This window comes from Bradyrhizobium sp. HKCCYLRH2047, assembly GCF_051168175.1.
Classification (GTDB): domain Bacteria; phylum Pseudomonadota; class Alphaproteobacteria; order Rhizobiales; family Xanthobacteraceae; genus Bradyrhizobium.
Genome location: NZ_JBNPUM010000015.1, coordinates 50,391 through 64,534, shown reverse-complemented (window position 1 = coordinate 64,534; position 14,144 = coordinate 50,391). Strand labels below are relative to the sequence as shown.

At 66.5% G+C, this 14,144-nt stretch carries 9 protein-coding genes; 6 read left to right on the top strand and 3 right to left on the bottom strand.

Annotated features, from left to right (window positions below; translation table 11 throughout):
• Positions 1 to 117 precede the first annotated feature (117 nt).
• Entirely contained in the window at positions 118 to 897 is a 780-nt protein-coding gene (locus ACQR1D_RS27965; RefSeq protein WP_316183352.1) for an HpcH/HpaI aldolase family protein, read from the top strand.
• Positions 898 to 1,014: 117 nt separating this feature from the next.
• On the top strand, positions 1,015 to 2,538 hold the full coding sequence (locus ACQR1D_RS27960) for a UxaA family hydrolase (protein WP_316218542.1): 1,524 nt from the start codon (positions 1,015 to 1,017) through the stop codon (positions 2,536 to 2,538).
• A 236-nt stretch (positions 2,539 to 2,774) separates the two neighbouring features.
• Here the strand turns inward: ACQR1D_RS27960 and ACQR1D_RS27955 are convergent, their stop codons facing one another.
• The gene (locus tag ACQR1D_RS27955) at positions 2,775 to 2,972 is read right to left on the bottom strand and encodes a hypothetical protein (protein ID WP_008964013.1); all 198 of its coding nucleotides are present in this window, start codon (positions 2,970 to 2,972) and stop codon (positions 2,775 to 2,777) included.
• 434 nt (positions 2,973 to 3,406) lie between these two features.
• Between ACQR1D_RS27955 and ACQR1D_RS27950 the strand changes: the two genes are divergently transcribed.
• The 4 genes from ACQR1D_RS27950 to ACQR1D_RS27935 all read left to right on the top strand — a co-directional run bounded on the left by ACQR1D_RS27950 (position 3,407) and on the right by ACQR1D_RS27935 (position 10,641).
• A complete protein-coding gene (locus ACQR1D_RS27950; RefSeq protein ID WP_434894201.1) occupies positions 3,407 to 6,718 on the top strand; it encodes a DUF2126 domain-containing protein in 3,312 nt (1,103 codons plus the stop codon).
• Between the two features lie 30 nt (positions 6,719 to 6,748).
• Entirely contained in the window at positions 6,749 to 9,283 is a 2,535-nt protein-coding gene (locus ACQR1D_RS27945) for a circularly permuted type 2 ATP-grasp protein (protein WP_434840192.1), read from the top strand.
• Entirely contained in the window at positions 9,280 to 10,158 is an 879-nt protein-coding gene (locus ACQR1D_RS27940) for a transglutaminase family protein (protein ID WP_315801276.1), read from the top strand. Before ACQR1D_RS27945 ends, ACQR1D_RS27940 begins: the two co-directional genes overlap by 4 nt.
• A gap of 102 nt (positions 10,159 to 10,260) precedes the next feature.
• A complete protein-coding gene (locus tag ACQR1D_RS27935) occupies positions 10,261 to 10,641 on the top strand; it encodes a hypothetical protein (protein ID WP_434840193.1) in 381 nt (126 codons plus the stop codon).
• Between the two features lie 350 nt (positions 10,642 to 10,991).
• Here the strand turns inward: ACQR1D_RS27935 and ACQR1D_RS27930 are convergent, their stop codons facing one another.
• Together ACQR1D_RS27930 and ACQR1D_RS27925 are read right to left on the bottom strand one after the other, a co-directional pair.
• On the bottom strand, positions 10,992 to 11,894 hold the full coding sequence (locus tag ACQR1D_RS27930; protein WP_316238762.1) for an SMP-30/gluconolactonase/LRE family protein: 903 nt from the start codon (positions 11,892 to 11,894) through the stop codon (positions 10,992 to 10,994).
• Between the two features lie 199 nt (positions 11,895 to 12,093).
• Entirely contained in the window at positions 12,094 to 14,139 is a 2,046-nt protein-coding gene (locus tag ACQR1D_RS27925) for a PQQ-dependent sugar dehydrogenase (RefSeq protein WP_434840194.1), read from the bottom strand.
• Between the last annotated feature and the right edge of the window lie 5 nt (positions 14,140 to 14,144).

Genomic DNA, 14,144 nt, shown 5'->3' with positions numbered 1-14,144 from the left:
CCGGTGGCGCGAGCGATCCACGCGCAGATTGAGCGGGATTGCATTGCGTTGCGCCATCGGCGAGAACGAATTTGAACGAGACAGAACGGTTGAACAACAAGGGAAGGAAACGCAGTCGTGGCGAACAATAAGGTCAAGCAGCTCTGGGCCGAAGGCAAGGCGGTGGTGAATGCCTGGCTCGCGATCCCCTCGGGGTTTTCCGCGGAGGTCGTGGCTCAGTGCGGCTTCGACAGCGTCACCGTGGACATGCAGCACGGGGTGCAGGACTATCTGTCGATGGTCCAATGCTTCCAGGCGATGCATGGCCATCCGGTCACGCCGATGGTGCGCGTGCCGTGGAACGAGCCCGGCATTATCGGCAAGGTGCTCGATGGCGGCGCCTATGGCGTCATCTGCCCGATGGTCAACACAGCGCAGGAAGCCCGCAACCTCGTTTCCTACTCAAAATATCCGCCGAAGGGCGTGCGCTCCAACGGTCCGATTCGTTCGGGCATGTATGGCAGTGCGGGCGAGTATCAGAAGACGGCCAACGACGAGATCGTGCTGCTGCCGATGATGGAGACCAGGACCGCGGTCGAGAACATGGAGGCCATCCTCGATGTCGAAGGCATCGACGGCGTCTATATCGGGCCCTCCGATCTCGGCTTTTCCTATGGTCTGGTGCCGAAGCTCGATCGCGACGAGCCGGAGATCCTCAAGATCTATGAGAAGATCGTGAAGGAATGCGGCAAACGCGGGCTCAATCCCGGCATTCATTGCAGCGGCGCCGAGGGTGCGGTCCGCGCCATCAACATGGGCTTCAAGCTCGTGACCTTGTCGAACGAGGTCGGCCTGATGCAGGTCTATGCCCGCCAGCAGGTCGCGCAGACCCGCAAGGACTCCGGCGGCAAGGCGTAACGAGAAAGGCGAATGGCGAGGAGGGCGTAGCGAAGAGGATCCGTTTCCTTTCGCTATGCGCCGCTCGCCATTCGCATGTTTGTTCGCGATCGACGTCCTGATACGAGAGAGACAGCCATGGCTCCGCCCCCCGTCATTCGTCTGCATCCCGAGGACAGCGTCCTGATTGCGCGCGCCAGCCTGCCTCCGGGGCTGTCGATTGCCGAGGGGGTCACGACGACCGACCGGATTCCGGCCGGTCACAAGGTCGCGGTGCGTCCGATCGCGCAGGGCGAGCCGATCCGCCGCTACGGCCAGATCATCGGCTTCGCCACCGCGCCGATCGCGCCGGGCCAGCATGTTCATACACAGAACTGCGGCATGGGCGATTTCGCCAAGGACTACGCCTATGGGGTCGACGTGAAGCCGACACCGAATTTCGATCTTCCGGCGACGTTCGAGGGCATTCGCCGGCCCGATGGCCGGGTTGCGACCCGCAACTACATCGGCATTCTGACCTCGGTGAACTGCAGCGCCCATGTTGCGGGCCTGGTCGCCGATGTGTTCAAGCGCAATCCGTTCACTGGCGACGATCCGCTCGCCGACTACCCCAACGTCGACGGCGTGGTGGCGCTGACGCACAAGACCGGCTGCGGCATGACGCTGGACGAACCGCTGAAGCTGTTGCGGCGAACCCTGGGTGGCTACGCGCGGCACGCGAATTTCTCCGCTGTGATCGTGCTCGGCCTTGGCTGCGAGGCCAATCAGATCGGCGGATTGATGGAGGAGCAGAAGCTCGCCGGCCGCCTGCGCGCCATGGACATCCAGGAGGTCGGCGGCACCCGCAAGACCGTCGAGGCCGGCATCGGCTTCGTGAAGGAAGCGCTCGCCGACGCCAACAGGGTCAAGCGCGAGACGGTTCCGGCCAGCGAACTGACAGTCGCCCTTCAATGTGGTGGATCCGACGGCTATTCCGGCATCTCGGCCAATCCGGCGCTCGGTGCGGCAAGCGATCTGCTGGTGCGACATGGCGGCACAGTGATCCTGTCGGAGACACCGGAGACCTATGGTGCCGAGCATCTGCTGACGCGCCGCGCGGTCAGCCGCGACGTCGGCGAGAAGCTCGTTTCCCTGATGCGCTGGTGGGAGGAGTATACGGCGCGCGAGGGTGCGGAGATGAACGCCAATCCCAGCCCGGGCAACAAGGCCGGCGGCCTGACGACGATTCTCGAGAAGTCGCTCGGCGCGATGGCCAAGGCCGGCAGCACCAATCTGGTCGATGTGCTGCATTATGCGGAAGCCGTCACCAAGAAGGGCTTCGTGTTCATGGACACGCCCGGCTACGACCCGGTCGCGGCGACGGGGCAGGTGGCCGGCGGCGCCAATCTCGTCTGCTTCACCACCGGCCGCGGCAGCGTGTTCGGCTGCAAGCCGGCGCCGTCGATCAAGCTTGCGACCAACACGCCGATGTACAAGCGGATGGAAGACGACATGGACGTCAATTGCGGCACCATCCTCGACGGCGAGGAGACGGTGCAGGACTGCGGCCAGCGCATCTTCGAACTGATGCTGAAGACCGCCTCGGGGCAGCCGACCAAGAGCGAGAGCTTCGATTTCGGCGGGGCCGAGTTCGCACCCTGGGTGCTCGGCGCGACGATGTAGCTTGATCGGTGTAGCTGGATCACTCAGCTATTCGACGGCCCCCATCGGGGCTGTGGTTCGGATGTCCCGGCATCTGATCGCAGCTGAGATCGCAAGTTAGCTGAGATTGGATCGCAACTGAGATCAGATGACAGGTGAGGGCGTCGCCATGTGCTGGCTGTCGTGGTCAGCCTGTTATGGGCAGTCCGTCATGGGCTGGCCCTGCCGACGCTCGCGCGACAGCGGCGCCGAGCAATTTACCGCTGGTGACCCAGGCCGATGCCGAGCGCCAGAGCCTTCTGGCGGAGCGAGCCTTCGGTCCGCTTCATCGCCTTGGCGATCTTGGCAACCGGGGTCTTGGACTTCGAGTGCTGCTTCAGCAGCTTGATGTCGGCGGGCGTGTAGGGTTTCCGCGCCAACTTCTTGGTAGCTGCCTTCTTAGCTGTCTTCGCCACTTGATTCTCCTTTTGGCAATGGTGGTCCTAAATAGCATGTGTAGTCGAGCTATCAAGCGATTGCGGCAAATGCAACGCTATTAGTTCTTGTTAGTTCATCATTCGGGGTTAATCCCTGCTTTGACGAACTGGTCAATCTTCCGTGAGCGCTTCCGCGGCTTCCTGTGGACAACTCTGCGTGGAGCGGCTGATAGGTTGTTTGTTCTTCTCTCGTTCTTCGTTCCGGCCCCGATTGGGGCGCGCAGCGGCCGGAAAAGCGACCGGTACGTGCAGCGGAGGCACCTGATAGGGGGAAGACATTCCAACGTCGCGGCGCCAAATGCCGCCTTTCGGGCTTAGGATAGTTCAATAGGCAGCTCTTGCCCTTTGTTAGTGCTTGATCCCTAAGCACGGCAATGTTCTGCTCAAAAAAGTTGCTGGAGCGCCGAAACCTCGTGTCAATCTACGTCGCGTTACATCACGTCACCCATTACAAATACGATCGTCCGGTCGAACTGGGCCCGCAGACCATCCGCCTGCGTCCTGCACCCCATACCAGGACCCCCGTGCTGAGCTATTCGCTCAAGGTCACGCCGCCCAACCATTTCGTGAACTGGCAGCAGGACCCGCAGGGCAATTGGCTGGCCCGCTACGTTTTTCCTGAAAAGGTGAACGAACTCAAAATCGAGGTCGACTTCACGGCGCAGATGACCGTGATCAATCCGTTCGACTTCTTCGTCGAGCCTTATGCCGACAGTTTTCCCTTCGCCTATCCGGACGGCCTCAAGGTGGAACTCGCGCCCTATCTCGAGACGATCGAGCCGGGGCCGTTGTTCGCGGAATACTTGAAGTCGATTCCCCGTGACGCGGACAACACGGTCAACTATCTCGTCGAACTCAATGCGCAGTTGCAGAAAAAGATTCGTTATATCATCCGGATGGAGCCCGGCGTTCAAACGCCGGAGGAGACGCTGTCGCAGGCCGCCGGATCCTGCCGCGACTCGGCATGGCTGCTGATCCAGACGCTGCGACATCTCGGCCTCGCCGCCCGCTTCGTCTCCGGCTATTTGATCCAGCTCCGTCCCGACATCGATCCGGTCGAGGGACCGGTCGAGGTCGAGAATGATTTCACCGATCTGCATGCCTGGGCCGAGGTCTATCTGCCCGGCGCTGGATGGATCGGCTTCGACGTCACCTCGGGCATGCTCGCGGGCGAGGGGCACATTCCGGTCGCGGCTACGCCGCACTATCACTCGGCCGCGCCGATCAGCGGCAGTGCCGGCGTTGCCGAGGTCGATTTCAACTTCGAGATGAATGTGAAGCGCATCCGCGAAGCGCCGCGGATCACCCGGCCATTTTCCGATGAGGCGTGGGACCGGCTCGACCGCCTCGGCGAAGCGGTCGATGTCGATCTCGCCGCGCACGACGTGCGCCTCACGATGGGCGGCGAGCCGACCTTCGTGTCGATCGACGACATGGAATCGGCGGAGTGGAATACGGCGGCAGTCGGCCCGGCCAAACGCGGGCTCGCGGACAGCCTGATCCGGCGTCTGCGCGCGCGGTTCGCGCCCGGCGGCCTGCTGCACTACGGCCAGGGCAAGTGGTATCCTGGCGAAAGCCTGCCGCGCTGGGCGTTCGGACTGTATTGGCGCAAGGATGGCGAGCCGATCTGGCGCAATCCGGATCTGATCGCCAGCGTCGATGGCCCGCGCATGGCGACGATCCAGGACGCAGAGCGTTTCCTCGATACGGCCGCCGAGACGCTCGGGCTCGAGCCGGACTACGTGCTGCCCGCGTTCGAAGATCCCGCGCATTGGCTGCAGAAGGAAGCCGCGCTGCCCGAGAACGTCGATGCGCTCGATTCCAAGCTCGCCGATCCCGAGGAGCGCGCGCGCATGGCTCGTGTATTCGACGAAGGGCTGCACATTCCGCGCGGCTTCGTGCTGCCGATCCAGCGCTGGAATGCACAGCCCAGGCGCTGGCGCAGCGAGCGCTGGGGCCTGCGGCGCAAGCGGCTTTTTCTGATTCCCGGCGACTCGCCGCTCGGCCTGCGGCTGCCGATCGGCTCGCTGGCCCACATTCCGCCGGAGGATTTCCCGTACATCCACGAGCAGGACCCGATGGAGGAGCGCGGGCCGCTGCCGACCTACGCGCAGGGACGCCCGGTGATCGTGCCGCAGGTGCCGCCACTGCCGAAGCTCGATCGTGCACAGTCGCCGCAGGACGTGCAGTATCAGTACTGGGGAGGGCTCGGCGTCCGCACCGCGATGTCGGTCGAGATCCGCGACGGCATTCTCTGCGTGTTCATGCCGCCGGTCGAAACCATCGAGGACTACCTGGAACTGGTCGCAACGGTCGAAGCGACGGCCGAGGCGATGCAGATCAAGGTTCACGTCGAGGGGTATGCCCCGCCGTTCGATCCGCGCATCGAGGTGATCAAGGTGACACCCGATCCCGGCGTCATCGAGGTCAACATCCAGCCGGCCGCGAGCTGGCGGCAATCGGTCGACATCACTTTCGGGCTCTATGAGGACGCGGCGAAGGTGAGGCTCGGCGCCAATCGCTTCCTGATCGACGGCCGCCACACCGGCACCGGCGGCGGCAATCATGTCGTCGTCGGCGGCAGCTCGCCGCCGGATTCGCCGTTCCTGCGGCGCCCGGATCTGCTGAAGAGCCTCGTCCTGTATTGGCAACGGCACCCGTCGCTGTCTTATTTGTTCTCCGGCATGTTCATCGGGCCGACCAGCCAGGCTCCGCGCATCGACGAGGCGCGCCACGACAGCCTCTATGAGCTCGAGATCGCGCTCGCCAACGTGCCCCACGTCGGGCAGAGCGTGCCGCTGTGGCTGGTCGACCGGCTGTTCCGGCATCTGCTGGTCGACATCACCGGCAACACCCATCGCTCGGAGATCTGCATCGACAAGCTGTACTCGCCGGAGGGACCGACGGGCCGGCTCGGACTGGTGGAGTTCCGCGCGCTGGAAATGCCGCCGGATCCGCGCATGTCGCTGGCGCAGCAGCTTCTCATCCGAGCGCTGATCGCCAAATTGTGGCGCGAGCCGCAGGATGGCCGGTTCGTGCGCTGGGGCACGGCGCTGCACGACCGCTTCATGCTGCCTCACTTCATCTGGGAAGATTTTCTTGATGTGCTGGATGAGCTGCGGTCGTCCGGCTACGACTTCTCGCCGGAATGGTACCAGGCGCAGCTCGAATTTCGCTTTCCGACCTTCGGCCGCGTGCAGCATGGCGGCGTGACCCTGGAGCTGCGGCAGGCGCTGGAGCCCTGGCATGTGCTGGGCGAGGAGGGCGCCGCGGGCGGCACCGTGCGCTACGTGGATTCCTCGGTCGAGCGGCTTCAAGTGAAAGCCGAAGGGTTTGTCGAGGGCCGCCACCTCATCACCTGCAATGGTAGGAGGATGCCGATGACCTTGACCGGGCGATCCGCCGAGGCGGTCGCGGCGGTGCGCTTCAAGGCGTGGCAGCCGGCCTCCGGCCTGCACCCCACGATTCCGGTGCATGCGCCGCTGACCTTCGACCTGATCGACACCTGGAACGGCCGTTCGCTCGGCGGCTGCGTCTATCACGTCGCCCATCCCGGCGGCCGTAACTACGACACCAAGCCGATCAACTCCTACGAAGCGGAGGCGCGGCGGCTCGCCCGCTTCCAGGATCACGGCCACACTCCCGGACGAATCGCGCTGCCGCCGGAAGAACGCACAAATGAATTCCCGATGACCCTCGACTTGCGCAGGCCGCTCCTGCATTGATGGCACGGAGTTTGTGCGGAGGACCAGGGTATGGACGGCTCGAGCGGCCAGGACCAGGGAGCGAGCCCCGCCGCCGGTCGGCCGGCGGCACGTTCTCCGCTGCGCCGTGCCGAGCATTGGGCCCGCGATTATGCCCGGCTCCCCGGCATCCCCGATGAGTTCATCGGCGCCGATCGCCAGCCGCGGCCGGTCTGGACCCGCTTTGCTGATACCTTCGCCGCACTCGCGCCGACCGATATCGACCGCCGGTTCGCCTCTGCCGATCGCCATCTGCGCGAGGCCGGCGTTACCTATCGCTCGCCGGGCGACAATGCCGAACGGTCGTGGCCGCTCAGCCATCTGCCGCTGCTGATCGACGAGTCCGAATGGGCGCAACTGTCCCAAGGCATCGTCCAGCGCGCCGAGCTGTTCGAGCGCGTGCTGCGGGACATCTATGGCGAGGGCCGGCTGGTGACGAGCGGCGCGCTGCCGGCGGCCGCCGTCGCCGGCTCCAGCGAATATCTGCGTCCGGTCTGCGGCGTCAAACCGCCGGGCGGGCGCTTCCTCAGCGTCTATGCCGCCGACATCGGCCGCGGCCCCGACGGGCGCTGGTGGGTGCTCAATGATCGCACCCAGGCGCCGTCCGGCATGGGCTACGCGCTGGAAAACCGCCTGGTGCAGTCGCGCGCCTTCTCCTCGATCTACAAGTCCATGAACGTGGAGCGGCTCGCGCCGTTCTTCGAAGCATTCCGCGATGCGCTGCGCGCCAGCGCCGATCGTGACGAGCCGCGCATCGCCGTGCTCACGCCGGGCATGTTCAGCGAGACCTATTTCGAGCACGCGACCTTGGCGCGCTATCTCGGCTTCCTGCTGGTCGAGGGCGACGATCTCGCCGTCAGCGGCGACCGCGTGCACATCCGCACCGTCGCGGGCCTCAAGCGCGTCGACGTGCTGCTGCGGCGGCTCGATTCCAACTCGCTCGATCCGCTCGAGCTCGATGCCGGCTCGCGGCTCGGCGTCGCCGGCCTGATGGACGTCGTGCGCAAGGGCGGCGTGGTGATCGCCAACATGCCGGGCTCCGGCGTGCTGGAGGCGCGTGCGCTGCTTGGCTTCCTGCCGAGCCTCGCGCGGCGCGTGCTCGGTGAGGATCTCAAGATCCCGCACATCGCGACCTGGTGGTGCGGCCAGAAGTCCGCGCGCGACGAGGTGCTGTCGCGGCTCGAAGAGTTCGCGATCGAAGGCGCCTATGGCCGCGCCGTGCCCGGCTTCGCCAGCAGCGGTCCGGTGCTGGCCGGCGAGCTCTCGGCCGCGGAGCGCGAGCGGCTGCGCGCGGCGATCAGCCAGCGCGGCATCGACTATGTCGGCCAGGAGGTGGTGCGGCTGTCGACCACGCCGGTGTGGGAGGGGGGCCGGATCGCACCGCGGCCGTTCGTCCTGCGGGTGTTCGCGGCCGCCACGCCCGACGGCTGGACCGTCATGCCCGGGGGCTTCTGTCGCATCGCCGACAAGCCCGATGCGCGCGCGGTGTCGATGGGCGACGGCGCGCGCGCCGCCGACGTCTGGGTGGTGTCCGACAAGGCGGTCGCGGCGCGCAGCTTGCTGCCGGGCTCCGACAATGTGCGGATCCGCCGCATCGCCGGCGTGCTGCCGAGCCGTGCCGCCGACAATCTGTTCTGGCTGGGACGCTATCTGGAGCGCGCCGAGGCCACCGTGCGGCTGATCCGCGCGCTCGCCGCCCAGCATCGCGATCCCGGCAAGGGCTCGCTGGCGCAGCTCAACACCGCCGAGCGCATCCAACGGCTGTTGCTGGCGTGGGGCGCGGTCGGGCAGACCTCGCGCAGCAAGGGATTCCAGGTGGCGGCCGAGGCGCTGCAGGCCGAGGCGCAGTTCGGCTCGGCGCTGTCGCTGCTCAGATCGGCCCAGCGCACCGCGACCTCGCTGCGCGAGCGCCTCTCGCCCGACGCCTGGCAGGTCATCACCGAGATGCCGAACCGGCTGGCGCAGGAGGCCGAGGATGAGGACGCCGTCGTCAGCATCGCCGAGCTCACGCTCGACCGGCTCGCGAGCTTCGCCGGCCTCGCCCAGGAGAACATGAACCGCGCCGCCGGCTGGCGGTTTCTCGACATGGGGCGCCGCGTTGAACGCGCCATCAACACCGCGCGCTTCGCGCGCCAGTTCGGCTATGACGAGGCGACGCCCGAGGATCTCGACGTCCTGCTCACGCTGGTCGATTGTCAGATCACCTATCGCTCGCGCTATCTGATCGGCCCGTCGCTGGCGCCGATCCGCGATCTCGTCGTGCTCGACCTCTACAATCCGCGCTCGGTCGCGTTCCAGGTCGAGCTGCTCAACGAGCACATCGCGAGCCTGCCGGTGCTGAAGGAGAACGGGCTGATCGAGCGGCCGCAGCGCCTCGCGATCTCGCTGGGCGCGCGGCTGGCCGCGGCGGAGGCGGCGCATCTCGACGGCCGCGCCCTGTTTGCGCTGGAGCAGGACCTGCTCAACCTGGCGGAGGCGATCGGCCAGCATTATTTCCCGCACGGTCCGAACGCGACGCGGCCGGAAAAGCTGACGGGCCTCGCGTGATCTACGACATCCGGCACGTCACGACCTATGAGTATGAGAGCGCCGTCAGCTTCGCGCGCTGCTCGCTGCGGCTGGAGCCGCTCAGCGGCGACGGCCAGGAGCTGATCTCGCACAGCGTCGACATCCGGCCGCGGCCCTCGGAGCGGACCGCGCGGCGCGATTTCTTCGGCACGTTGACCGAGAGCGTCGTGATCGACACCCAGCACCGCCACCTGCGCATCGACTCGCGCTCGCGGGTGAAGCTGTCGCGCACGCCGCCCGAGCGCGATGCGCCGAGTGCGGACTGGGAGCAGGTGCGCGATGCAGCGTTCGAGGCGACGAGCCTCGGCCCGTCGTCGCCGATCGGCTACGTCTTCGAAAGCGCCCTGGTGCCGGTGCTGGAACTGGTGACGGACTATGCTGCGGCAAGCTTTCGCGCCGGCACCGGCATCGTCACCGGCGCCGCCGATCTGATGCGGCGCATCCGCAAGGAGTTCAGATACGATCCGAAGGCGACCGTGATCTCGACCCCGCTGCGCGAGGTGTTCGACAATCGCCATGGCGTCTGCCAGGATTTTGCGCATGTCATGATCGCCGGCCTGCGTGGCCTCGGCCTGCCAGCGGCCTATGTCAGCGGCTATCTGCGCACCATCCCGCCGGAGGGCCAGCCCCGGCTGCAGGGCGCCGACGCCACCCATGCCTGGGTGTCGCTGTGGTGCGGCGACGAGCTCGGCTGGATCGGCTTCGATCCGACCAACGATCTCCTGGTCGGCAATGATCACATCATCCTCGGCATGGGCCGCGACTTCTCCGACGTGTCGCCGGTCGACGGCATCATCGTCGGCTCGCCCAAGCAGAAGCTCGGCGTCGCCGTCGACGTCGTGAGGGTCGAGTAGGGCGGTTCCCTCGAGGGGAACATCCGGAACATTTTTCCCGCATCGCACTTGATCCGCCCGAGGGGCCCGAATGGGGGCTGGCTGACCCTTTCGAGCGATGGAGTGATCGACATGAGACGTGTTGCAATCGTGATTGGCCTGGTCGGCGCCTGCGTCGCCGGCACCGCCTCGGCCCAGCCGAGCGCCAACCTCACCGGCACCTACCGCTGCATCCAGATGTGCCGCGACGGCATGATCGGCGCGCCGGCCTTCGTGACGCAGAACGGCGATGCCGTGAACCTGACCACCGAGACCGGCGAGTCCCTCCAGGCCTGGCCGGACTGGAATGCGCCCAACAGCCGGCTCTGGATCGATGCGCGTGACGAAAGCGCGGTCTATTCGCCCGACGGCATGCGTATCCAGTTCGACGACGGCCGCGTCTGGCAGCGCGACCTGCCGCCGCCGCTGATCGTCCAACGCGCGCCGGTGGTGTACGGGCGGTAAGCGATCGCTGTTGTCAGGAAGGCCCTCGCGCATGCGGGGCTTTCCGTTTCCAGTGAGTTGGAATGCGCTTGCGCAACAACCAGTGTCGTCCCGGCGAACGCCGGGACCCATAACCCCAACTGTTTTGTTGGCCGGCACGCAGCTCGCAACATCGTGCTCATCACTCCTGCTGCGGAGTATGGGTCCCGGGTCGGCGCCGTGCCAACGCTGTCGCGCTGGCACGGCTTGCCCGGGACGACAGCCAATCTGTTGCACGGTCTCTCATGAGCGCCAGACATTGAATATGCTGCAGTAGTGTCGCTACACGTCGTGTCCGAGTGATGCTGGTCGTGTCCCACCCGGCTGAGCAGTCAGCACGTCTGTGTCTGCAAGCAATGCTCGCGCCCTTCGACATCGGTGCGAAAGGACTCGACGAAGCCGCCCTGACGCTGGGTGACGAACACGGTCTTGCCGTCGCTGCCGCCGAAGGCGAGGTTGGTCGGCTCCTTGGCTCGCAGCGTGATCTCCCTGATGGCGCGGCCGTCGGGCGTCAGCACGGCGATGCTGCCCTTCAGGATGCGTGCGACGAACAGCCGGCCGCTGGCATCGGTACGCAGGCCGTCGATCGTGTTGGGCTCGAACCTTCTGATCAGTCTGGGCGTGGCGAGCGCGTCGCCATCCACCGCATAGGACCAGATCTCGCCGCTGTTGGATTCGCCGACATAGAGCGTGCGGCCGTCAGGGCTCAGATCGATGCCGTTGGCGGTGCCCATCGCCCGCGGTGCCGCCATCGCCTCGCCCTGCAGCGCGCCGTTGGGCCCCCTCGCGATCCGCCAGATGCGGCCGCTGCGCGCCTTCCAGTTCGGATCGCTCGCATAGATCGTGCCGTCGCGCGACAGCGTGATGTCGTTGGGCTGGCTCATGTCGTCGGCATGGAAGACGAGATGCGGCGCGGTCTCGCCCGGTGCGATGGCGAAGATGTTGTGCTTCTTGTAGTCGGCGATGAACATCGTGCCGGCGGCGTCGATGCGGATCGCATTGCCGACGCTGCCGTCGGGCAGCTCGGTGAATTTCTCTGACGTGGTCGCCTCAGGTGCGAGCCGGCCGATCGTGCCGGGCTTGCCGAGATTGACGACGAAGAGATTGCCGTCGCGATCGACGGCGGGCCCCTCGATGCCGAAGGTGTATTCGCCGGAAGGTGTGAGCTGCGCGCTCTCGAACAGTTTCGAGGTGGCCAGGGCAGGGACGGTCGCGAGGGCGAGCGTGACGAGCATCGCCCAACAGGAGATGCGTAGGGTGGGCAAAGGCGCGATACGCCACTGCGCGCGCCACAACGCGCTCTCGTGCGCGCCGTGCCCACCATCACGGAGACAGGTGCCCGCGGCCGGCGGGCACGGCGCGCGCGAGATTGCGTTTTGGCGGAGGAAGCGTCGCCCTGCGCCTTTGCCCACCCTACGATTCATCGCGGCGTCGTCAGAGCGGCACCAGAAACTGCTGTTGGATGTAATAGCCATCATCGTCCGTGCAGGCGCCGTTGAGATAGGTGTCGGCCGGCCGGAAGAAACGGCTGAAGCCGGGCTTATTGACGGCAGACCTCTCGGTCACCACGACGATCTTGCCGAACGGAATGTCGCCGCATTCGCGGCCATCAGCGGCGAAGAACTTGCGGTGCGGCGGACCGCCGGGCTTGACGCGCATCCGCGTGCCGGGAACCATGCGCGCGACGAGGTCGTCGGCAACATCAAGCAGCTTCGCATAGCCTGGTTCCGTCTTGATCAGATCTGCACCGGGCGGCATCTGCCGCTCGGCGCCCAGTCCGCGCAGCCGCTGACGCAGCCGGCCGGACTCGGGATCGCCGGGATAGATCCAGCCGTCCTGGGCCAGCATGAAGCGCAGCACCGCGAGGTCCTTGTCTCGCTCGGACTGTCCGGCCTTGAGGCCGAAATCCGAATGGCAGCCGCTGCAATGTCTCTCGACCAGGGTCCTGCGCACCGTCGCCAGCCGCGCGCGGCTCGTGCCATCGTCCATCACCAAGGCGGCCAGCCGGTCGATCAACTGATCGCTTCTGACATCGCAGGGCAGCGGCTCGGGCGCAGCCTCGCCGGTGCGGTCGATCCGGATCACGGTCTGGTTCTTGTCCTCGACCAGCCAGAGCGCGCCGTCGTCAGCCATGGTCATCCCGACCGGTGCGCCCTGCGGCCGGATGCCGTTGACGCGATGCCAGCCGGCGATGATCTCGTCGAACGCGGCGGCGCGCGCCGGCCCCGCCGCGGTCTGGAAGGCGCGCGTCGGCTCGGCGGCACAGCTCACGTGATAGCGCACCGGCGCCGGGCTCAGCTTGGGAAAGCCGTGCTCGTCGACTTCATAGGCGAGCAGGCGGCTGCCGGTCGGGCGATAGCCGTGCAGGCCGACCAGCAGCCTGCCTTTCAGCTCCTCGAAACGATCGCCCGTGTAGTAGAGCATGCCGAGCGGCGCGCCATGCGGCGGCAGCAGCGACCACGGCTGCTGATAGTGCGAGGCTGTCGTGCAGAAGCTCTTGAGCGTTCCGGATTGCAGCACGCGCCTGAACTCCGGGCTCGGCGTGGCGAGGTCGTAGCAATAGGGCCAGCCATAGTGGCGCCCTTGCTCGATCGCGTTGATCTCCTCGTTCGGTGCGAACACGTCCTGCAGGTCGCGCGCGTTCTCGCCCTGCAGGAAGGCGGTGCCGGGATCGGGAAAGCGCGGATGCAATGCCAGCGCCATCGAGTTGCGCAGGCCGCGCGCGTAAACCTGGTGCGGCGGCGAGGGATCGCCGGGCTTCAGCGCCGCAAAGACGCCGCCGGCCGGTGGCGTGAACAGCCAGATCGCGGCGAGTGCCGAAGGGCCTTCGCCCGCGGCGCAGGGCTGCGTGATCGGCGCCGGCGACAGGCAGTTGTCGCTGGGCGCGCCGATATTGACGAACAGCCGTCCGGTACGGTCGAAGGCGAATGCCTTCAGCGGATGCGCACTTTCCGACAGGCGGGTGCCGTCGGGCAGCGTGAGGCGGCGTCCCGGCAGGTCGCGGATGATGGTCTCGATCGTTGCTCTCGGATCGGCCGCGAGCGGATCGAAGCGGAAGATCGACGTGTCGGTGGAGGCGTAGATGCGGCCGCCAGGGCCGGCCGCAAGTCCGAACGGATAGGATAGCCGCGTGATCACTTCGCGGAGGCGCTGGCCGGCCGGCGCCGCGGGATCGAGGATCAGCAGCCGGCCGTCATCATGGCCCCAGCCGCCCATGTCCGCGATCACGAACTGCCGATGGCCGGGGATCTGCACGATGCCGCGGGGAAATCTCAGGCCGTCGTCGCGGCTGGCGACGAGGCCGGCGCAGAAGCCGGCCTTCATGTCGATCCGCAGCCGTGGAAAGCCGAGGGGCGCTTCGCCGCAGCTCTTCGCGCCGAGCGCGTAGCCGCTCTTGAGCGTCACGTCGTCGGCGCGGCCGTCGCCCGCGCCGAGCAGCAGGGTCGCGACGACTGCCAGAATGCGCCACGACCAGCTCATGCGAT